Origin of the sequence: Burkholderia sp. AU4i (assembly GCF_000466765.1) — a bacterium.
GTDB classification, from domain to species: domain Bacteria; phylum Pseudomonadota; class Gammaproteobacteria; order Burkholderiales; family Burkholderiaceae; genus Burkholderia; species Burkholderia cepacia.
Genome location: NZ_ASSI01000089.1, coordinates 38603 through 58594, shown reverse-complemented (window position 1 = coordinate 58594; position 19992 = coordinate 38603). Strand labels below are relative to the sequence as shown.

The 19992-nt window shown below is 62.1% G+C and carries 18 protein-coding genes; 8 read left to right on the top strand and 10 right to left on the bottom strand.

From position 1 onward, the window contains the following. Positions 1-6: 6 nt before the first annotated feature. Positions 7-1530, bottom strand: a complete 1524-nt coding sequence (locus L810_RS20805; protein ID WP_021160261.1) for a sugar ABC transporter ATP-binding protein — start codon at positions 1528-1530, stop codon at positions 7-9. 418 nt (positions 1531-1948) lie between these two features. On the opposite strand from L810_RS20805, the gene L810_RS45470 reads away from it, so the two are divergent. Further along, positions 1949-2194, top strand: a complete 246-nt coding sequence (locus tag L810_RS45470) for a carboxymuconolactone decarboxylase family protein (protein WP_230945775.1) — start codon at positions 1949-1951, stop codon at positions 2192-2194. 8 nt (positions 2195-2202) lie between these two features. Next, a complete protein-coding gene (locus L810_RS20800) occupies positions 2203-3507 on the top strand; it encodes an MFS transporter (protein WP_021160259.1) in 1305 nt (434 codons plus the stop codon). A 235-nt stretch (positions 3508-3742) separates the two neighbouring features. Here the strand turns inward: L810_RS20800 and L810_RS20795 are convergent, their stop codons facing one another. Beyond that, positions 3743-4144 carry a hypothetical protein gene (locus tag L810_RS20795; protein WP_042975545.1) on the bottom strand — a complete coding sequence of 134 codons (402 nt, stop codon included), beginning with the start codon at positions 4142-4144 and terminating at the stop codon, positions 3743-3745. On the opposite strand from L810_RS20795, the gene L810_RS20790 reads away from it, so the two are divergent. Then, positions 4127-5368 carry a YncE family protein gene (locus L810_RS20790; RefSeq protein ID WP_218921738.1) on the top strand — a complete coding sequence of 414 codons (1242 nt, stop codon included), beginning with the start codon at positions 4127-4129 and terminating at the stop codon, positions 5366-5368. The two genes, L810_RS20795 and L810_RS20790, sit on opposite strands and share 18 nt — an antisense overlap. Before the next feature lie 20 nt (positions 5369-5388). Here the strand turns inward: L810_RS20790 and L810_RS20785 are convergent, their stop codons facing one another. Further along, complete coding sequence (locus L810_RS20785; RefSeq protein WP_021160257.1) at positions 5389-7902, bottom strand: EAL domain-containing protein; 2514 nt, start codon at positions 7900-7902, stop codon at positions 5389-5391. A 275-nt stretch (positions 7903-8177) separates the two neighbouring features. Here L810_RS20785 and L810_RS47410 point away from each other — a divergent pair, with 275 nt between their 5' ends. Then, the gene (locus L810_RS47410) at positions 8178-8621 is read left to right on the top strand and encodes a hypothetical protein (protein ID WP_155836324.1); all 444 of its coding nucleotides are present in this window, start codon (positions 8178-8180) and stop codon (positions 8619-8621) included. Here L810_RS47410 and L810_RS20780 read toward each other — a convergent pair. Then, positions 8588-9754 carry a porin gene (locus L810_RS20780; RefSeq protein WP_042975541.1) on the bottom strand — a complete coding sequence of 389 codons (1167 nt, stop codon included), beginning with the start codon at positions 9752-9754 and terminating at the stop codon, positions 8588-8590. The two genes, L810_RS47410 and L810_RS20780, sit on opposite strands and share 34 nt — an antisense overlap. 1750 nt (positions 9755-11504) lie before the next feature. Here L810_RS20780 and L810_RS20775 point away from each other — a divergent pair. Next, the gene (locus tag L810_RS20775; protein WP_042975539.1) at positions 11505-11720 is read left to right on the top strand and encodes a hypothetical protein; all 216 of its coding nucleotides are present in this window, start codon (positions 11505-11507) and stop codon (positions 11718-11720) included. 148 nt (positions 11721-11868) lie between these two features. Continuing rightward, on the top strand, positions 11869-12936 hold the full coding sequence (locus L810_RS20770) for a double zinc ribbon family protein (protein WP_042975568.1): 1068 nt from the start codon (positions 11869-11871) through the stop codon (positions 12934-12936). 238 nt (positions 12937-13174) lie between these two features. Here the strand turns inward: L810_RS20770 and L810_RS20765 are convergent, their stop codons facing one another. Both L810_RS20765 and L810_RS20760 read right to left on the bottom strand, forming a co-directional pair. Beyond that, positions 13175-13597, bottom strand: a complete 423-nt coding sequence (locus L810_RS20765; protein ID WP_042975538.1) for a hypothetical protein — start codon at positions 13595-13597, stop codon at positions 13175-13177. Between the two features lie 119 nt (positions 13598-13716). Then, positions 13717-14070 (bottom strand): winged helix-turn-helix transcriptional regulator, encoded by a 354-nt coding sequence (locus tag L810_RS20760; RefSeq protein WP_021160252.1) that lies wholly within the window; start codon positions 14068-14070, stop codon positions 13717-13719. Between the two features lie 143 nt (positions 14071-14213). Here L810_RS20760 and L810_RS20755 point away from each other — a divergent pair, with 143 nt between their 5' ends. Further along, positions 14214-15242 (top strand): NADPH:quinone reductase, encoded by a 1029-nt coding sequence (locus tag L810_RS20755; RefSeq protein ID WP_021160251.1) that lies wholly within the window; start codon positions 14214-14216, stop codon positions 15240-15242. A 141-nt stretch (positions 15243-15383) separates the two neighbouring features. On the opposite strand, the gene L810_RS20750 is transcribed toward L810_RS20755, so the two are convergent. From L810_RS20750 to L810_RS20740, 3 genes are all read right to left on the bottom strand, one after another. Beyond that, the gene (locus L810_RS20750) at positions 15384-15674 is read right to left on the bottom strand and encodes a DUF1330 domain-containing protein (protein WP_042975536.1); all 291 of its coding nucleotides are present in this window, start codon (positions 15672-15674) and stop codon (positions 15384-15386) included. A gap of 95 nt (positions 15675-15769) precedes the next feature. After that, positions 15770-16825, bottom strand: a complete 1056-nt coding sequence (locus tag L810_RS20745) for an aldo/keto reductase (RefSeq protein WP_021160249.1) — start codon at positions 16823-16825, stop codon at positions 15770-15772. A gap of 82 nt (positions 16826-16907) precedes the next feature. After that, positions 16908-17498 carry a flavodoxin family protein gene (locus L810_RS20740; RefSeq protein WP_021160248.1) on the bottom strand — a complete coding sequence of 197 codons (591 nt, stop codon included), beginning with the start codon at positions 17496-17498 and terminating at the stop codon, positions 16908-16910. 118 nt (positions 17499-17616) lie between these two features. On the opposite strand from L810_RS20740, the gene L810_RS20735 reads away from it, so the two are divergent. Then, on the top strand, positions 17617-18522 hold the full coding sequence (locus L810_RS20735) for a LysR family transcriptional regulator (protein WP_021160247.1): 906 nt from the start codon (positions 17617-17619) through the stop codon (positions 18520-18522). Between the two features lie 731 nt (positions 18523-19253). Here L810_RS20735 and L810_RS20730 read toward each other — a convergent pair. Further along, the gene (locus L810_RS20730) at positions 19254-19505 is read right to left on the bottom strand and encodes a hypothetical protein (protein ID WP_059492452.1); all 252 of its coding nucleotides are present in this window, start codon (positions 19503-19505) and stop codon (positions 19254-19256) included. Positions 19506-19992: the final 487 nt, after the last annotated feature.

Sequence of the window (19992 nt, the reverse complement as noted above, 5' to 3'; positions counted from 1 at the left end):
TATGGATCAGTCCGACGGGTGGGAGGATGAATGATCGAGCGTCGCGCGATCGAACCGGACGACTCGATCGGCGACTTCGACCGCTTCCTCGAGATCGCTGACGAACACGAGCGTCGCGCGTTCGTGCGCATGGCGCCGCAACATGTCGACGATATCGGCGCGCGCACCGGCGTCGATGCCCTGGAACGGTTCGTCGAGCAGCAGCAGCCGCGCGGGTTCCGCGTGCCAGCGGGCGAGCACGACCTTCTGCTGGTTGCCACCGGACAGCCGCACGAGACGGTCGTCGGGGCCCGTGCAGCGAATCCCGAAGCGCGCGATCGCGGCGGCGGCCGCCGTGCGCTCGCGCGCGGCGCGCACCGCGCCGCCGCCGAACCAGCGCGACAGGAACGGGAAGCTGATGGTGCCCGCGATCGACGCAAACGGCACGCTGTCGGGAAACAGCGACGTGCGCCAGCGGTCCTCGCCGGCGAGGAACACGCCGGCGCGAATCGCGTCGGCAGGTGAACGCGGGCGCCACGGCCTGCCGTCGAGCGTCATCGCGCCCTGCGCCGCGCGCACGGCGCCGAAGATCGTGTTTGCGAGGCGCGACTTGCCGCCGCCGACGGGCCCCGCGATCGCGACGATCTCGCCGCGCCGCACGTCGAGATCGAACGGCGCGCTGGCCTGCGTCAGGCGCAACCCGCGCACGCTCAGGCCGCCGTCGCCGGGCCGCGCGATCGGCGCCGGGCCCGGCACACGCGACTTCGGCAACGGCCGCCCGACCATCGTTTCGACCGCCGCGTCGAAATCGACCGGTGCGGTGAGATCGGCAACGATCCGCCCGTCGCGCACGATCGCGACGCGATCGGCGATACGGCGCAGGTCGCCGAGCCGGTGCGACACCAGCAGAACCGCGACGCCTTCGTCACGCAATGTATCGAGCAGCGCGAACAGGCGCTCGGCCTCCGGCGCCGACAGGCTCGCCGTCGGTTCGTCGAGGATCAGCAGGCCCGGCTGCCCAGCAAGTGCTCGCGCGAGCGTCACGCGCTGCTGGTCCGCCAGCGAAAGCGACGCGAGCGGCGCCGCCAGGTCGGCATCGAGCCCGACGCGTTCGGCGAGCGGCCGTGCGGCATCGCGCCGGGCGGCCGGCGGCACGCGCCACGACGATGCCGGATCGCACAGCCGGTCGAGCAGCAGGTTGTCGGCGATCGACAGCGTCGGCACCACCGCGTCGGCAACCGACTGATGCACGGTCGCGATGCCGAGCTGCTTCGCCGCGTGCGGCGAAGCGGGCCGGTAAGGCGTGCCGCGCAGCGTCAGCGTGCCGCCGTCGTGACGGATCACGCCGCTCAGGATCTTGACGAACGTCGATTTGCCCGCGCCGTTGGCCCCCATCAGCGCGACGACCTCGCCGGCGCCGATCGACAGGTCGAGCGATGCGAGCGCGGTCGTCGCGCCGAAGCGCTTCGACACGCCGATGGCCGTCAGGACGGGCTGCCGCGCGACGCGATGCCGTCGATCAACTCGGGGGTTTGATGAAGTCGTCGTCAATGGCGTGTCGAAAAGATGTGCCTCTCGGCGAGCGGCGCCATGTGCGCAACGCCACCCGGTCACCGGAAACGTGCGGCGGGACGCTTTGCGCAGGGGCAATCCCGCTTGGGCGGGGACAGCGTGCCGCGGCTTATCGGCTTCGGCTTCCACGTCGATCCACGTTGAGCATGACTGCGCCGCGCAGGCATCGACGCCGATTCGGCCAATCTAGCGTGCCGCACGACGTACCCGCAAACAACGATTTCTGTCATCGATATGACGTGGGCGAGAATCCCGAATTCGCACCTTGTCACGCCCCTTGCGCTGCCGGGGATGTGCGAACCGCTGCGTGACGCGCTCCAATATTTTTTTGTTTACCAGACTTTGTTTACCTGAAAACATAGCCCCGCAGTTCGCGCGATTCGCAAAGAGTCTGGACATGTACGGATACGCGTGTCGCCGGCCCGGTATTGATCTGAAGACGCGGCACCCCGTCACGCTTGGAGTAAGCAGTGCGATGAGCGGCTGCGAGAATCAATTGCGTTCCAAGCCTGGCGCTGCCTTGCATCTCGGCACATCGGCCGAGCAGATCCGCGAGGTATTCATTGCAAGGTTTTGCCAGGAATGCGCGGGCGTTCAATGCGGCAGCCATTTTCAAATCCGTCGCCGACACGTTTCAGAATAACGAATAGCATGATGCCCTCGACCCGGTGGCAACTGATCGTGACGTATGTGTGCGCCGACGCAGCCGTGACGGTTTCGTCTCGCATCCTGCAGTTCTATGCCACCTGGCTTTTGCTCAAGGGTCTCGCGAACCCGTCGGCACTCACGCTGACGCTGGTCGCAACGTGGGCGACGACCCTGCTGATCCTTCCGTTCACCGGCATCGTCGCCGACCGGGTCCGCAAAAGTACGGTTTTGCTGGGCGCATCGCTGCTTGCCCTTGCGTCGGTGATACCGGTCGTCGTCGCACTTGCGCTTCACGGCACCAACACGAACTGGCTTATCGTCGTCATCGTCGTCGCAAGCGTGACTTCGAGTGTCGCCGTGGCGGCCCTTATGCCGCTGAGCACGCCGCTCATACCTGAAATTTCGCCGGATGCCGACGAGGTTCGTCGAGGTCTGCGCCTGAAGGCATCGGGTTTCATCCTGAATATCCTGTTCGGCCCGACGCTGGCAGGTTTCATGATCGGGGCATTCGGCGGCGAGTCCGCGCTATGGGTGAGTGTCGCAAGCAGTTGTTTCGGCGTCGTAGCGGCGCTCGCCTTCCACATGTCGTTCAGCGCGGGCCAATCGGTGCACGCGCGCTCCGGCGAAGCGCCGTCGTTTTTCCAGGATCTGCGTCGCGGGATGCAGCGGGTGCTCGGTATTCGCGCCGAGCGGGCGATCGCGACAGCGTCGCTGCTTGCCAACATGCTGTTCGTCCCGTTCGTTTTCTTCCTGTTGCCGGCCAAGGTTCTCGCGGAGGGAGGCTCGATGCTGAACGTCGCCGGCATCGAACTGTCATTGGGTGCGGGCGTATTGGCGGCTTCGGCCTTGCTGATCCAGCACGCACGACGCATTGTTTCCGATCACGCCATTTCGATCGTCGGCATTGCAATGATCGGCGCCTCCATCTTCGCGTTCGGTTGCTCGCACACGCTTCCCGTCTGGTGCATGCTCGGTTTCGCATTGGGTACCGGATTGACGATGTTCAACGCCACCGTCAATTCGAAACGGGCAATGGCCATTCCAGTCGGGCATCGTGCCGGCATGGAATCGAGCCTGATGTTTCTTTGCACGGCCGCTGCTCCATTGGGTATCTGGATGTCGGGCATGGCGCTGAAAGCCTTGTCGCCAAACGCAGTCATCATCTACGGCAGCGAACTTTTCGTACTTGCGCTCCTTTGCATTGCCTTTTCCAGGCCGTTGAGGCTCATGCTCAATTCCGACGATGGCGGCTTGCCCCACTATCTCCAGACCAACCGGGAACTGTTCGACCTTCAATCGCCGTCGTGACCTGTCCATTCCTGCCAGTGCCGGGTGTGGCTTCGTCACCGTCGACGGGGTTCGAGTCCCAGATGAAGCCCGCGTATGGTCGATTCAACCGGATGCAGTCCGTTCGACGCCGGCATCCGACAACGGCTCGCCGTCGGGCTGCAGTCGGCCACTTTCAGACATCCGGCATCACCACCTAGATCGTCATCAATCGGGCTTCGGTCAGCTTCTCGAATAGTTGGCGCGATCGCTCCGATCAAGATGCCACCAAGGTGCCATCGTCGCCAACCCATATCACTGCGGGGATGCTGTAGAAGTAATCGAGCAGTAACAGATCGTGCTCATGGCATGCAGCCTCCGGCCACCTGTCTCGGAGGTAGGAGATGATCTCGTCAGGCGAAGCGTGCCACTGCGCTTGGTGATCGTTGATCGTAAATCGAGGATTCGGATGTTCGGGCGAGACATAGCAATCCGCTCCCGGGGCAATGAACTTGATCCTTCCCGTCCGAAGTAGATGCTCGACGACTCGAAAGAATGCATCTCTATGGCTATGGAAGGCCATACCCGGTGAATTGCCGCCGATCGCGCTGAAAAGACCCGTAATCCAAAGGCCAAACGAATCTTCCACGATTTTGTCGATTTGAGCGGATTCATCCATGACAAAGCGGGCTCGAAAGAAAGCTCGATAGGGGAAGGTAAATCAAAGGCCAAGTGTAATGTTGAATGCCTGCTTCCGGCAAACCGGACCGTCTCTTCAGGTTCGACCACGGTCAACCAGCTCCGACCAGCCGCCCAGAACCAATCGCTCGACGCCACGCGCCAGTCTGTTGATAATCAGGACATGATCCGCCGACGCAACGCGTCAGTGGTAACCCAAACAATCGCGATCGACACGTCTTTTTCGCAATTCTTGCCGGAGTTACTTGTGTACATCGATGTCCCCCGCGGTCTCGTGTTCTTTGACCCAACTGACGCTTTCCTTCCCGAGCCGGCGTTAGTGCAATACGACCGTGATTCGAAAACGATTACATCGGTTGCCGGCGCGCAGACGGACGATACGGCGTGTGACGTATCGCGCGACGGCCGTCGCCTTGCATTGGCATCGGCGTCGTGGATAGTCGCACGCAATACCAACCGTAGCCGCTTGACCGTAGTTGCCGATGGCACCGTCCTGCATCAGACCGACAGGTTTCTGTCGTTCTGGACGCGCCTGGATCCTTCCGGGCGCTATGCGCTGGTAAGCGTCTTCAAGAGCAATGACAAAGGCCGTCCGGTGGTGATCGATCTGGACACCGGCGAGCTTGGCGATCCTGTCGCGCGCGATTTCGATGCACGTTTCGGCGACGTGGATCCGGTCGACGGACTCCTGTGGGCTCCAGACAAACGAACCAGGAATTCGGTGCTGACCGTGAATTGCCGCAGCGGCGAGATCAACACGGTCAACCTCCCGGCGGGCGGCAAGGTCAAGCGCCTGCGCTTTGCGCGCGATGGGTCAGTCATGTTCGTCGCGAGCGACACCAATCAATTGCTGTGCTGTGACCGGAATGGCTCGGTGGTATGGTCGCGCGATATTGGTGAATTTGGCGAGATTCGCTCGGCCAACATCCTGTTCAACGAGAGTGGCAGCCATTTGTGCTTACCCTTGCCGGAAACGGCACGCTGCAATTGGGGCGAGGATCTGGTGATCGACGCACATAGCGGTGCGGTCGAACATGCCATTCAACGTCACCGTGGGCCGCCCGCGCGACTGGCAGCAGATTGGTTCGGCGACCGGCTGCTGACGCATGGCGGTGAAATCATCGATTTTTATACCGGCAAGGTGACGGACATGCTGTCGTTCAAAAGCGGCAGTAGCGCGATCGCGGGGAACCTCGGCTGCTGACATATTGACATCCGACCGCCTCACTCGGTCAGCAATTCGAAACCGCGACGCAACGAGATCCCGGCCAGTTGTTCAGCAGGCTGCGGCCGCGCGAACAGAAATCCCTGCACCTGGTGGCAGCCGATTTCCTGCAGGAACGCCAGCTGTTTCTCCGTCTCGACGCCCTCCATCACGACATCGAGCCCCAGTGCGCGCCCCATCGCAACGATCGCGCGCACGATTGCATCATCCGTGCTGCCCGAACCGCAGTCCGTCAGGAACGACCGATCGATCTTCAGCGTATCGACGGGCAGATCCTTCAGGTACACCAGCGACGAATAGCCCGTACCGAAATCGTCGATCGCCAGGCTGATCCCCCGTGTCGCCAGTTCGCGCAGCAGGATGCCGATTTCCTCGCGGGTGTTCATCGCCATGCTTTCGAGCAACTCGAGCTGCAGGCATTCGGCCGGCAGCGCGGTTTCGCTGAGGATGGTCGTCAGGTCGCTGAGGAAATGGTCGGTAAAGCACTGCCGCGCCGACACGTTCACCGACACCCGCCCGAACTCGAAACCCTCGTCGAGCCAGCGGCGCGCCTGCCGGCAGGCTTCGCGCAGCACCCACCGGCCGATCGGGACGATCAGCGCCGACCGCTCCGCCAGCCCGATGAAGTCGCCCGGCGGCACCAGGCCCTTGCGTGGGTGCAGCCAGCGCAGCAGCGCCTCCACGCCGACGATCCGGCCGCTGGCCAGATCGTATTGCGGCTGGTAGAACAGCCGGAATTCGTTCTGCTCGAGCGCGCGGTGCAGTTCGCCGAGCGTCTCCAGCTGCTCCATCGCCGACGATGTCATCTTGCTCTCGAAGAACTGGAACACGTTCCTGCCTCGACTCTTCGCGCCGTACATCGCCTGGTCCGCGAGCAGGATCAGGTGCTCCGCCTCGGTGCCGTCGTCCGGATAGATGCTGATGCCGATGCTCGGCGTCACGAAGATCTCGCGACCGCCGACATCGATCGCCCGCGCCACTTCGTCCAGCAGCTTGCGTGCAACGCGCCCGACGTCGCGGACATCGTCGAATTCCTCGAGCACGAGCGCGAATTCGTCACCGCCCATGCGCGCCACCGTGTCGTTCGAGCGCACCGACGCGACGATGCGCTCCGCGACCTGCTTCAGCACCTCGTCGCCGGCGTTGTGGCCGAGCGTGTCGTTGACCAGCTTGAAGCGGTCGAGATCGAGGTACATCACCGCGACCTTGTGACCGAGCCGCTTCGCGTGAGCGATCGCGTGCGCGAGCCGCTCCTCGAACAGCGCCCGGTTCGCGAGATCGGTGAGCACGTCGTGCGTGGCGAGATAACCCAGCCGCTCCTCCGCCTGACGCCGCTGCGTGATGTCGGAGAAGATCGCCGCATAGTGCGAGATCTCGTCGTCGTTGTCGCGAATGCTGGTGATCGTCAGGTATTCCAGAAACAGCTCGCCGGTCTTGCGGCGATTCCAGATTTCGCCTTGCCAGTGGCCATCGGTCGTCAGCGAATGCCACAGCTGCTTGTAGAAATCCGGCGTCTGGCGCCCGGAACTCAGCAGGCCCGGGTTGCGCCCGATCACTTCGTCCGCGGTGTACCCGGTCAGGCGCGTGAACGCCTGGTTGACGCGCTCGATCCTCGCGTGCCGATCGGTCACCATGATGCCTTCGAGCGCCGATTCGAACACCCGATCCGCCATGCGCAGGTTGAAGCGCGCGAGACCCAGCGCTTCGTCGCGCTCGCGCACGGCGCTGCGCAACTCGTTCGCGTATTCATGCTCGATGCTCTGCAGCACGTCCGCGAAACAGAGCAGCCCGGTCAGCCTGCCCGCCTCGTCCCGAATGCCGACGTGCCGCATATTGTGCTCGGTCATGAAGCGCTGTGCCGTATACAGGCTCTGCTTCGCGCTCAGCATCTGCAGCGGCTTGCTCGCGTAGGCCCCGACCGCGCCCTCGGACGCGCCTTCCGCCAGGAGCCGGACGATGTCCCGCTCGGTCAGGATGCCGTGCTCGCCGTCGTCGTAGCCGACCAGGATCGCATCGAGTCGTTGCATGCGCATCCGTGCGATGACGTCGTGCAGCGCCACCTGCTCGGACACCACGACGGGCGGATGGATGCGGATCGATTCGATCGGCTTCAGGTGCAGGAAGAACTCCGGCCCCTGGTTCACGACGACGTCGGTCTGCGTCAGCACACCGATCGGGGCGCTATCGCGGACCACCACGAAGTGCCGGACGCCCGACTGCTTGAACTTCATCGCGGCCTCGCCCAGCGGCGTGTTGGCCTCGAGCGTCAGCACCGGATGGCTCATTACCTCGCTGACCGGCCGATCGAGCCCGTGCGGATCGTCGCCGGCCGACAGTGCATCGCGCTCGGTCCAGATCCCGACGACCTGTTCATCCTCCATCACGACGATCGAGCTGCAACGCTCGATGAACATGCGTCGCGCGACCTCCCGCACCGGCGTGGCCGGCGTGCAGGACAGAATCTGACGCGCGACGAGGCGCGCAATCGGAACATCGTAGCTGCTCGGATACATTCTCTAACCAAGACGTAAAGCCCTCGCCGGCGCGCTTCGATCCGGCAACCTTCAGGCTCGCCCGCGGCGACAGGCACGGTGCGATATCGCTTGCCTAGAATGGTTGCGTACTCATCGAACTCGCAGACGGGGCATTGACCCATCGCGTGAGGCGTCGCGGCGGCGGGCGTGGCACATGGGCCGCGACGTCGCATTTGACGATCCCTTGTCCGGCGGGTTCAGACGCCGGAGCGCCGCCCACTCGGAGGCAGCCGCCCTGAGTTAACGACAGATTCGTGGAAGAGTTGAGTGCCGTGACGACATTCGTGCTGCGCGCCGGCAAGTCGAGCGGCTGCGCGATCGATGAGCCGTCAATGCGGCCGAGACACCGCCGGCTTCAGCAGGCCTTTTTGCTACACGCGGGCGACAAGGCGTCGCATGGACCGGCGGCGGCGCTCATGGAGGAATGGATGCCGGTCGCGACTGCCGTGAAGTCCGGGCGATTCGTCGAACGAGACTCGAGATCGGGCGGCCAGCTGCGCCCCGGCCGCTTGCGGCCCGTTTGCGGCCCCGCTTGCAGCCGTCTGACACGAGCGCTCGAATCGTTGACGATCCGAGCGCTCATGGTCATGTGGAACCACCAGAATGCTGCCAGCCCGGCGTATTGCACCCACTACTCCGGGCTTCCGGGCCTGCAATTTGGGGATCAGAAGCTATGGTGCATGCCGATGTTGACTTGAACCTGGTTACCGCCCGACGAGGTGTTGCCAAAGTCGGCAGCCGAAGCCTGAGCGCCCTGGGCATGGACGTAGGCACCGACGGCGTAAACCGACGTGCGCTTCGACAGCGCGTACATGGCACCGAGCGACGCCTGGTTGATCGAAGCCATCGTGCGGCCTTCGGCAGCCTGGCTGGGCGTGGCTGCGGAACCGTAGACATACGTGTACCCGGTGGCCAGCGACAATGCCGGGGTGACCTGGTACTGCAGGAGCGCGCCCAGCACGTTGAAGTGGATCGACGGCTGGCCGTTGTTGCCCTGGTACTGCGCGTTCGAGTACCGCAAGCCCGCCGTGTACGGACCGATCTGGTATTGGGTAGCGACCTGGGCGATGCCCGCGCTCTTGAACGCATTGCCACCGTTATAACCCGAGCTCGGATAGCCCAGCGCGGTACCGAAACCCGGCTGTGCCGTGGCGTTCTGCCACCCGTTCTCACCCTGGTTGGTCGCGCGGAAGTAACCGCCGGCGACGGTCAGGCCGCCTTGAGCGTAGTTCGCCGCCACCGACCACGACTGCCCCGAACCCATCGCACCGGCGACACCGCCGAACGAGTACGCGCCTTCAGCCTGGAAGCCGTTGATGACCGGCGAAATGTACTTCACGGCGCTGTTCTGGTTCGTCGTGTTGTCGTTGTTGTCGACGTCGCCCGGCGTCGAGAACGTCGATGCTGAAATGGCGTCGCCCGTCAGGCCCTGCACCATTTCCGTCACGGCGTCGAGCTGGCGCCCCATGCGCAGGGTACCGTACCGATCGGAAGCAATGCCGACGTAGGCCTGGCGGTTGAACAGCGAACGCGTGGAACCAATCGGCCCCTGGCCGTTTATCCCGCCTGTACCGATGTTGAAACCGTTTTCGATCTTGAATACCGCCTTGAGGCCGCCGCCGAGGTCTTCGTCCCCCTTGAGGCCCCACTTGTTCGAACCTACGGCGCCTCCGTCGAGGCCGAACCGCTTGTGGCCATTGATGTTCGAGGTGTAGCCGATACCCGAATCGAGCATGCCGTACAGGGTGACCGACGACTGCGCCATTGCTGCCGAAGATGCGGCGAATGCGGCAACAGCGATAACGCTGACGTTGATGTTTTTGTTTTTCATCTGTATTTCACAGTCAGGAGTGGTTGTGGGATTGTTTGAAACGGGTTGTGTCGTATTCGCATGCGGATGACGGCGCACGGCCTGCGCGTCGTCTCGACCGCAACGGCCAGCGTCATATTCGCCAGATCGGCATAATCAAATCAATCATTTCGTCATCCTCAAAATTGCATGCGGAGAGGTACCACGCATCTCGACCTGTCCGGCACGCTTTCGATCAGAACAATCGCGGCATCCCGATCTGGATCAAAGCCGCTTCCTTGCTTCCGCTGTCGCTCCGGCCCTACGGCACCGTGAATCGAGAATGTGCCGGGTCGCCTGTTTGCCGCATCGATACCTTGCCTTCCAGCTCCGGCGAAACTTCACCGTCGATCACGCGAAGAAACTTGTCCCCTGCGCGGTGATTTCCGGGTACGCCTTGACCACGAGCGCGCACTAGAGGATTCATTCGAACTGACATCGTCCCGCCGTATTCATGATCCGGCGAACCGATGTACCGAGTCCGCGAAGCCGGACAACTCGAGCCGATCATCGCGCTCAGCCGAACTTTCCCCGATGGCATTTCGGAGCAGTCCGGCGTCGTCACGTCCAGCGCCCGTGCAATGCCCGCGAGCAAGGCCGGCGATGACGAAACCGGACCACGCTCCACCTGCTACAAAAGACCGTCTGGAAGTACCGGCCGCCATTGCAGGCTGCTTGAGCGTCCGGTTCAACCGCTGGCGAAGTACGCGAACCTATTCGCCGGGCACCAACGTGGCCGGATCGCGCTTAGCGAGTGCGAAAGACCATATCAGGAACATAATTTTGCGTCAAAAATTGTTTGATATAAGTTAATCTGGTTTGATGGCGTTGCGCCATGCCGGACTTACCCTTATAGGAACTGGCCCGAGGACACCGCGTCAGCAAGATCTGCGCCGTGGCGTTGATCCACGATCAGACGAAAAACCGTTGCGGAACGGGAGCGCTTATGCGCTGACGGCAGCCCCCCCCTATCCGACGTCGGGCCGAGGTCAAAATGGCAGCGGAAAGCGAGGTATCCTGGCTCGCATCGCAGGGCACTACCCCGTTGAGACAGAAGCAGCGCGTCGTTCTCTCGAAGTGCTCGTTGCCATCGAGGTTTCCGTCGCTTCCGCATCCGCCGCCCAGGCCTTGATGATTCCGTGACCGCGTACGACGCCTTTCGAGAAACGCACCTGGCTGCGTCCGGTACCTGAATGAATTCATGCCCCGTTCGACTCCGTGAACACGTACCGTCCGACATCGATCGATTTTGCGAATTGCAGATGAGCTCGCAAGTGGCTCGCCATGTGTCGTGGCTCCCGCGCACGAGAGCGCAATGTGAACATGCGTTGGCAGACGCGGTCGCACAGCAACGATCCGCGACTCGGTTTCGCCTGATAGCCACGACAGGTGACCGATACGCCTTCGAAATCCACAAGGAAGAAGTCAATCGCCACAGCGTGGGGATGTGAACCTCCTTGGGGACTTCGTAACCGCCAATCACGTGGCATCCGTGCTTACGTTGAAATATCAAATATTTCCACAGTCGATTGATATTGATGCCGCATGCAATGAATTTATTAACTCTTACCCGGCATTCAAGGGTGAAATTTTCATTTTCAAACTTTGCTAATTGAATAATCCCCACGAAAAGAGCCGGTATAATTTTGTCAAGCCATGACAACACTCTTATCAAAGCAGCGATCTTCTCTGTACACATGGTCTACTTCACATTTGGTCTTTTGAGGGCGACATGGATGGAATAACCAAGGCACTTGTCCTGGCCGTGAGGTACATCGATCAGCGGAGCAACTTGCACGCCGAGGACGACGACGTCAATGCGCTTGAGGAGATCGCAGCGGCACTTGCAGTTGCATCGACAACAGAGCAGGATGCCTTTGCCAGGATGGCAACGTCGCTTGGCTTCCCTGAGCTAGTGGAGCAACTCGGCCTGGATTCGCCGCGATGACCGCCTTGCAAGCCCGGCATTTCATCTGAGCCGACGTCAAGGGCTGCGTGGTGCAGCGCATCGGGCGGCAGCCGGCCAAAAAGCGACAGTCGACCATTGTGTCAAGATTGATAACACTGCGAACCATTCCAACAAAGGCAAAACAATGATGACTTCCGGCGACGGTCTGACCAGTCCCGCGCGGCTCCTGCGACTCGCCTCATGGGTAATCGCGATCATCTTCGCCGTCTTTCTGAACATGCTCGGCAGCCTCGTGATCCGCGACATGGCGTTTGCCCCGACGGGCGGCCCACCCGCCATCGAGCAATTCGCCGATGCGCCGACGAAAGCGCGGCTGGACGCAGCGCGACGCAATCTGCAGGCGCAGCACAACGCGCTTGCCGACAAGGCCGACACCATGGAGGTCGCGCGCAGCCGCGCCGCGAAGGAGTATGCGGCCGAGAAGGAAAGCTTCCGCAACTGGCTGGCAACGCGCTCGGTGACCGGCGACAGTGCGAGGGACCCCGACATTCTGGCGAGAACTCGCAAGCTGGATTCGCTCCAGGCCGTGGTGGTCAACTGGCAGCATCAGATCGATGCGATCAACGACCAGCAACGGGCGCTGGCATCGCAGCAGACTCAAGTGGACACGCAGATCGCCGAAGCGGACGCGGCAGCCGAACGGCGCTTCGACGAAGCGACACGGCACTACGAGCTGCAAGTATTCGGGCTGCGGCTTGCGCTGACGCTGCCGATACTGCTGGTTGCGATCTGGTTGTTCATACGCTACCGCAAGATGCGCTACTGGCCTTTCGTGTACGGTTTTGGCCTGTTTGCACTGAGCGCGTTCTTCATCGAACTGGTTCCGTACTTGCCGAATTTCGGCGGTTATGTCCGGGTCCTGGTGGGCATTGCGCTCACGGTGTTCGCCGGCCTTTACATGATGAGGGCCTTTCAGCGCTATGTCGAACGCAAGCGGCTCGAATTGCAGCAGGATCAGGGAGAACGCGCGCGCACGATCGGCTACGAAAAAGCCGTTCGTTCGCTCGAAAAGAAGCGCTGCCCGTCATGCGACAAACAATGGAATCTCGGCGGCGACGACTCCACGTTCTGCGTGCATTGCGGATTACGACTCTTCAATGTCTGTGAATGCGGCGGCCGGAATTTCTTCTTCTTCCCGCATTGCCATCAATGCGGTGCGGCTCAGGGAAATGAGGTGTCGGCGTCATCCGACTGACAGTCGGCGTGTTTTCGACACGCACCGGTGCCGACAGCCTTTAGCGGATCAGGTCAGTCGCGGATTGCCGAAGCAGGCAGTGACCGGGTTCGGCGGCGGATTCAATCGGTCGTTCGGCACGAGCCGCTCGATCGTTCACAATCCTCGGCCCGTCGCCCCCGGCGCGTTGAATCCGCAACCATCCGCGAACGCCGCCGATGCCGTCACGCGAGCGCTTCAGCAACAGCTTCGCCCGGCTTCACTGCCATTCACCGGGATGACAGACCACCCAGCCCGGATGATAGCTGTCCATGTCCGTGTGCCCCCAGCACCAGCCGTGCTGGCGAATGGTTTTCATCATCAGCTCGCGTTGTGCGCACGCACTGCCCGGAGCATATTGCCCGTCAGGCAAGAGTTTCGGTGCCGCGCCGTTCCTGCATTGGCCATCGACCACTTCTTCCTGACGCATCAACGCCTGGACAGCGGGTGGAACGGTGCGGGCCAGCGTGTCCTTGTATTCGATGCAGGCGGCCGCCTTGGGGTCGTTGGACTTGCCGGCACATCGGGACTGGAGCTTGTCGATGTTTCTCGACACTTCTGGCGGATACGTTTCGGCGTGCGCCGCGGCAATACATCCCGCCAGCAACAGGCAGGCGGCAGCAAGAGATCTGAACAAAATCATTTCGTGAAGGACACGATGCGTCGGATAGCCCAGGAACCGGCGAATTATGGCACGTGTGCGTTTTCAACGACTCGCCGGGCAACGGTGTCCGGACATCCATCGCCAACGCGACGGGACACTCACGAACACGGCCGGTGCCCCGCGGATTGCTCCAGTCGCGCGAGGTAAGCATCGCCCCATTGCTTCATCGCGTCGAGCACCGGGGCGAGCGTTCTGCCGAATTCGGTCAACGTGTATTCGACGCGGGGCGGAACCTCGGCGAAAACCGTACGGGTCACGATGCCATCCGATTCGAGCTCGCGAAGCTGCAACGTCAACGAGCGCTGGGTCACCGCTCCGATCAAGCCGCGCAACTCGCCGAACCTTTTGGTACCGCCCAGCAGATAGTGCACGATCAGCGGCTTCCATTTCCCTCCCGCGACATCGACCGTCGCGGCGACCGAGCACGGATACGTGCTAACCGAAGAAGTCATGCCGGCTCCCAATAGGATAATTTCTTTCCCTATATATCAAAGACGTGCCTTCTTGTGCAAAAGCGGCCGACCGCCGATAGTCCCGGCATCGTTACGTCGGCCGCCGATAACCGGCGACCGGACTCATTCAAGGGATCCGATCGATGAAGGCCGCTTATTACGAACGTCAGGGCAACGCTTCGGAAGTGTTGAGGCTCGGAGATTTTCCGGTTCCGCAACCGGGTCCGGGCGAAGTCCGGGTGCGCGTCCACGCATCGGGCCTGAATCCCAGCGATATCAAGGCGCGTACCGGCTTCTCCGGCCCTTCTGCATTCCCGATGGTCATTCCGCATCAAGACGGCGCGGGGGTGATCGACGCGGTCGGTGCCGGCGTTGCGCCGACACGGACAGGCGAACGGGTGTGGCTGTTCGAAGCGCAATATCGCCGCCCCTTCGGCACGGCCGCGGAATATGCGGTCGTGCCGGAAGCACAGGCCGTTCCCTTGCCCGACAACGTTTCGTTCGAGATCGGCGCCTGCCTGGGCATTCCGGCACTCACGGCCCATCGCTGCCTCTTCTCCGACGGCGACATCAAGGGTTGCGCGATACTCGTCCAGGGCGGCGCGGGAGCAGTCGGAACCGCTGCAATCCTGCTTGCAAAATGGGCTGGCGCGTGGGTCGCGACGACCGTTTCAACGCTCGGGCAGGCGGACGCCGCACGGCGTGCGGGTGCCGACCTCGTCATCAATCGACGGCTGCAGGATGTGGTCGCGATCGTGAAGTCGGCAACACGGCAGCGGGGAGTCGATCGTATCGTGGAAGTCAGTCTACAAGACAACCTCGACATCGATATGCGTTGCCTCGCCAACGGCGGCATCATCAGTTCGTATGCCGTAGGATCCGCTGCCGATCAGGTGCCGCTTCCCCTGCTCGACGCCATGATCGCCGGCTGCTCATTCCGGTTCGTCTACATTTACACCGTCCCGGCGGCCGCCAAGTCCGCAGCCGTTTCAGCGGTCAGCCAATGCCTCGCGGACGGCGCCTATGCGCCGACCATAGGCATGCAAGTCGCGCTCGACGCCATCGTCGAAGCCCACGAGGCGCAAGAATCTGGCCAGGTTATCGGCAAGATCATCGTCAGGCCGTCGCTCGTCCGGTCGCATGGGCCGGGGGACATTCAACCGAATGATTGATCACCGCGAGGACGTGTCGGCAAACCAGCGGCCCCGCATTCGCAAGCCGGGCTCCTCCGGCGAAGGACGGCCGCGATTCATGAGCCCCCGGCCGCGAAATCGAACCGAAGACGCTCATGTTCGAATGTGTCGTGATCAGGGTCATGAAGCCCCCTCGAGAATGACGAAGGTACCGGTTGCCGCCCCGGCGCGGAGTGCCTTGGCCGTCTGGTATTCGGGGCTCTCATAGAAACGCCTGGCCTCGGCGAACGAATCGAACTCGAGTACCACGTGCCGCTCATGAGCCTCGCCTTCGAGGTTTTCATACTGCCCCCAGGCCGCAATGACCTTGGGGCCGAAAGCCTTGATTGCATCGCCCGCGGCTTCTGCATAAGCAGCATAGGCGACGGGGTCCGAAACGCTGACATGTGCGACTAGATAACCTTTTGGCATGTCGATCTCTCTTGGGTAGCGGGAACACGCAATTCAATGCGGGGGGGCGATCTTCAACGACTTGCTTCGACCGGATTGAGGTGCATTAGCCGGTTCTATTCCGACGCGACGCGCCGGAAAGGTTGAGGGCGCCTGCCCGCCTCCTGACGCTCGATCATCCAGCCGGGATAGCAGGCCGGCAAAGCACTCACGGCATCGAGACGCGCAAGCTCGGCCTCGGTCAGGACGACATCGACCGCGCCGAGATTGTCTTCAAGCTGTTCGATCCGTTTGGCGCCGACAATCACGCTCGTGACGTGCGGCCTCGCAAGCAGCCACGCGAGCGCGATCCGGGCGACCGAGACATCGTGCGCATCGGCGATGGCGCGCATCTCCGCCACGCACGGCCAGGCTCGCTCAGGATCGACCGGCGGAAAATCGAAATGGGTGCGCCGCGAACCGCTGTCGGTCGACGCACCGGGACCGAACTTCCCCGACAGCAAGCCGCCGGCGAGGGGCGACCAGACGAGCAGCCCCATCTGCTCCTCGACGACGAGCGGCACCAGTTCGCGCTCGATGTCACGTCCGGCGATCGAATAGTAGGCCTGGAGCGTCTCGAAGCGCGTCGCGCGAAGCGCCTCACTCAGCCCGAGCGCCTTGCCGATCTTGCCCGCGCGCCAATTCGACACGCCGACATATCGCACCAGCCCCTGCCGCGTGAGATCGTCGAGGGCGCGCAGCGTCTCTTCGATCGGCGTGACAGGATCGTTGGCGTGAATCTGGTACAGGTCGATATGGTCGACCTGGAGCCGTTCCAGGCTTCTCTGCACGGAATCCATGATGTGGCCGCGCGACGCCCCCTGTTCGTTGGGCTTCCGGCCCATCACGCCGGCCGTCTTGGTCGCGAGCACGATCTCGCTGCGCGGCACGCCGATGTCCCGGAGAGCCTGCCCGACGATGCGTTCAGACTGGCCAAAGGAGTAAATGTCGGCGGTATCGATGAAATTGATTCCGTCGGCAAGCGCGCGGGCGATCAACTGGTTCGCCTCGTCCTGTTCGACGGCGCCGATCGCCTTCCACATGCCGGCGTCGGCGTTGCCGCCCAGCGTCATCGTGCCGAGGCACAACTCGGAAACGTACAGGCCGGTGCGGCCCAGTTGCTTGTATTTCATCACCCTTCCCTTCAAACGTGGCTGGATGGCATGCGGCGGCGTCCGTTCCGTTGCGTCACGTCCCGTCGCGCATGCCGGGATTTCAGTTGCCTCGAGGTGTTCCGGACCGGAACTGTCCGGCGATCGTCGCGACGCGCATGCCATGGCGGCGTGCCGTCTCGAGGTCGCCTGGCGACATTTCCTCGGGCGACGCATCGGCAGGCGTTTGCGCCATCGGCCCGATATAGGCGCCCATGCGATTCAGGTCGTCACGCATCGAGGCTTTCACGTTCGCCGGCTTGATGTCCATGCTGACCCAGATACCGCCGTGCTGCCCGGCCAGCAGGAAGAAGTATTCGAGCGTGTTGAGCTTGTCGCCGTTGATGCTGGCGCTGTTGGTGAAGCCGCCAAAGATCTTGTTCCGCCATCCGCCTTCGAACCAGACCTTCGAGGATGCGTCGGCAAACTTCTTGAACTGCCAGCTCGGGCCGCCCATGTAGGTCGGCGAGCCGAACAGGATCGCGTCCGCGCCGGCGAGCGTTTCCCAGGCATCCGCCGGAATGTTTCCCTCGCTGTCGATCGCGACGAGCACGGCGCGGGCGCCTTCGGCGACAGCGCTTGCCATGCGCTCGGTATGCCCGTAGCCGGAGTGGAATACGACGACTGTGTTGACCGGAGCGGCGTGTGGTGTCATGGCTGCTTCCTTTCGTTCGGGTTGTCCGCGGTGGACAACATGGAAAGCCACTCTACCGAGCCGCAACTGAGTTATAAACGATGACAAATTGAACGTTCTGTTACTCCCTGGGTGAACAATGCAAAACCTCGACGCGCTTTTGATCTTTGCCCGTGTCGCCGAAATGACGAGCTTCACGCGCGCGGCCGAAAGCCTCGGTATTCAGAAGGGACGTGTGTCGATGGTGATCCGTGAGCTGGAGCGGGATGTGGGCGTTGCACTCCTGCACCGGACCACGAGGCGCGTTCAGCTGACTGAAGACGGGCGCGCCTTTTATTCACGCGCGCGCGACCTGCTGGCCGAAGTACAGGAATTGCAATCGATGTTCTCCGGCAACGGCACACCGTTGCGGGGAAGGCTGCGTGTCGACATGCCCACCGAGCTCGCACGCAGCGTCGTGATTCCCGCACTCCCGCAACTGATGGCGGCGCATCCGGAACTGGAACTGGAACTTTCGAGCACCGATCGGCGTGTCGATCTCGTCCAGGAAGGATTCGATTGCGTGATCCGGCTCGGGCCGATCGTCGACGAGACGCTGATTGCCCGGCCGCTGGGAAAACTGCGGATGACCAATGCGGCGAGCCCGAGCTATCTGGCGCGGTACGGCACACCGCACACGCTCGATGACCTGCGCACGCAGGGACACCGGATGATCCACTACACGCTGACACTCGGTGCCAGGCATGCCGGATGGGAATACCCGGACGGCGACGGCTATGCGTCGCTTCCGCTGCCGAGCGCGATGCAGGTCAACAGTGTGCAGACCTATCATGCAGCCGGGCTGGCAGGCCTTGGGTTGATCCAGGCGGGATATCCGACGCTTGCGCATTACATCGAAAGCGGCGCGCTGGTGGAGGTGCTGCCCGACTTGCGTCCCGAGCCGCTCGCCGCGTCGCTTGTCGTGGCTCATCGGCGCAATCTGTCGCCTCGCGTCCGGGCCTTCATGGACTGGATCGAGGGGGTGTTGGAGCCTTATCTTGATTGAGCGGCGGGTGTGGTGGTTTATGTCCAGCGCGGGTCGTTCGGTCATTCGGCGACACCTTCGTCGATCAGGCCTTGAATCGCGCTGGCGCTCGTACGTTCGTCGAAGGTCGCTTACTGGAACGCGAGTCGAATGGTCGCGGCGGATCGCAATCGCTTGCCGCTCGCATCATGGTATTGAGGCCGGGATCAAGCGCGTTCGGTCCAGGACGCCCAAAGCGGGGCAGTCGCCGAAAATTGCCCGTTTCGGCTACGTGGACGATTGGTCCTCGTGCGGCTCGTAGAGGTTTATGAACACCGAGTTCGGTATCGACCATGCAGTACCCGTGGAATCCGTCACGATCCAATCGCCCTCCCTGACTTTTCGCCAACCGTCCGGTGTCAGCATTCGCCAACCACCGTCTGTTCGTTCGATGTGAGGATGCTGGCACGGGTCAACAACCTGCTCCGCGTCAACGACGGAATTTTTCTTTCGAAACTTCATCTCTTGCTCCAACGATTGATTCAATCTCTCGCCTTCAAGAACACGAACACGGCTTTGCGACTGTGACACTCCGGACCAAAATCAAGGGAAGCAGTCAAAACACGACCAGCCGCAGCATCCCGATCACAGCGGTTGACACCATTTGCGCAACCATTTTTTGTTCGCATTGCTAACACATACGTTGTGTGACTTCGTCATCGAATCGCTTTCTCGTTCAATAGCTTCCAGATGCGTAGCCGGCGCCGCCGGATTCAGCGGCTGACGCTGCAATAGATCAGCGAGCGAAGACGCTGGCTGTCGACCTGATAAAGCGGATGGCGCTCCGGGTCCAACACCATGTCGGCGTCGGCCAGCAGCGCACGCCACATTGCAAGCACTGCCACGGCACCGCTGAGTGCCAGAGTACGCGTCTCGGGACTCCCGTCGGTGCCGACATCGGTCAGATGCCGACGGATCTCGCGTTCGGCGCAGGCAGTCAACATTTGATACGTCAGGGTCCGCATGGAATGTCGAGTCGATCAATAAGAAAGCGCCGTCAAACACGTTACGGCCCCGGTACGCGACGCGAGCCGAGCTGCGCCGATTGCAATGTCGAGTTGTCCTGATTCAGGTGGCAGCCACGACACCCCTGCCATCCACCGAGCAACACCTGATCGCGATACTTCACGGACAACGCCGTGTCTGTCGCCCGTCGCGGTATCGCGGTTGCCAGCAGCGTTTCGAGTGAAGCGCGGCAGCGGCTGATCGCGACGCGCCGATCGTCTCATGTGAAAACAGGCGCCCACGTAGTTATCGGTGGATATGATGAACTCCCGGGTAATGCACATTAAATAATGAAGTACCGCCGAGACCGCATTTCGACGTTGGAACAGAGATTGTGAGATGCAGGACATTGATCGCCGCAAACGCCTGACCATTAGTGAGCATCAGCGGATGTGTCGGCACATCAAAAATGACCAGCCGGATACCGGGCCAATACGATATTGACTA

Bases quoted from the DNA above. Each gene is read 5' to 3' on its own strand.
- L810_RS45470 (WP_230945775.1), top strand. From the start codon at position 1,949: ATGTACGGATACGCGTGTCGCCGGCCCGGTATTGATCTGAAGACGCGG.
- L810_RS20795 (WP_042975545.1), bottom strand. From the start codon at position 4,144: ATGGATGAATCCGCTCAAATCGACAAAATCGTGGAAGATTCGTTTGGC.
- L810_RS20775 (WP_042975539.1), top strand. From the start codon at position 11,505: ATGGATGGAATAACCAAGGCACTTGTCCTGGCCGTGAGGTACATCGAT.
- L810_RS20730 (WP_059492452.1), bottom strand. From the start codon at position 19,505: ATGCGGACCCTGACGTATCAAATGTTGACTGCCTGCGCCGAACGCGAG.
- L810_RS20745 (WP_021160249.1), bottom strand. From the start codon at position 16,825: ATGAAATACAAGCAACTGGGCCGCACCGGCCTGTACGTTTCCGAGTTG.
- L810_RS20735 (WP_021160247.1), top strand. From the start codon at position 17,617: ATGCAAAACCTCGACGCGCTTTTGATCTTTGCCCGTGTCGCCGAAATG.
- L810_RS20760 (WP_021160252.1), bottom strand. From the start codon at position 14,070: ATGACTTCTTCGGTTAGCACGTATCCGTGCTCGGTCGCCGCGACGGTC.
- L810_RS20785 (WP_021160257.1), bottom strand. From the start codon at position 7,902: ATGTATCCGAGCAGCTACGATGTTCCGATTGCGCGCCTCGTCGCGCGT.
- L810_RS20740 (WP_021160248.1), bottom strand. From the start codon at position 17,498: ATGACACCACACGCCGCTCCGGTCAACACAGTCGTCGTATTCCACTCC.
- L810_RS20750 (WP_042975536.1), bottom strand. From the start codon at position 15,674: ATGCCAAAAGGTTATCTAGTCGCACATGTCAGCGTTTCGGACCCCGTC.
- L810_RS20755 (WP_021160251.1), top strand. From the start codon at position 14,214: ATGAAGGCCGCTTATTACGAACGTCAGGGCAACGCTTCGGAAGTGTTG.
- L810_RS20770 (WP_042975568.1), top strand. From the start codon at position 11,869: ATGACTTCCGGCGACGGTCTGACCAGTCCCGCGCGGCTCCTGCGACTC.
- L810_RS20765 (WP_042975538.1), bottom strand. From the start codon at position 13,597: ATGATTTTGTTCAGATCTCTTGCTGCCGCCTGCCTGTTGCTGGCGGGA.
- L810_RS20780 (WP_042975541.1), bottom strand. From the start codon at position 9,754: ATGAAAAACAAAAACATCAACGTCAGCGTTATCGCTGTTGCCGCATTC.
- L810_RS20800 (WP_021160259.1), top strand. From the start codon at position 2,203: ATGATGCCCTCGACCCGGTGGCAACTGATCGTGACGTATGTGTGCGCC.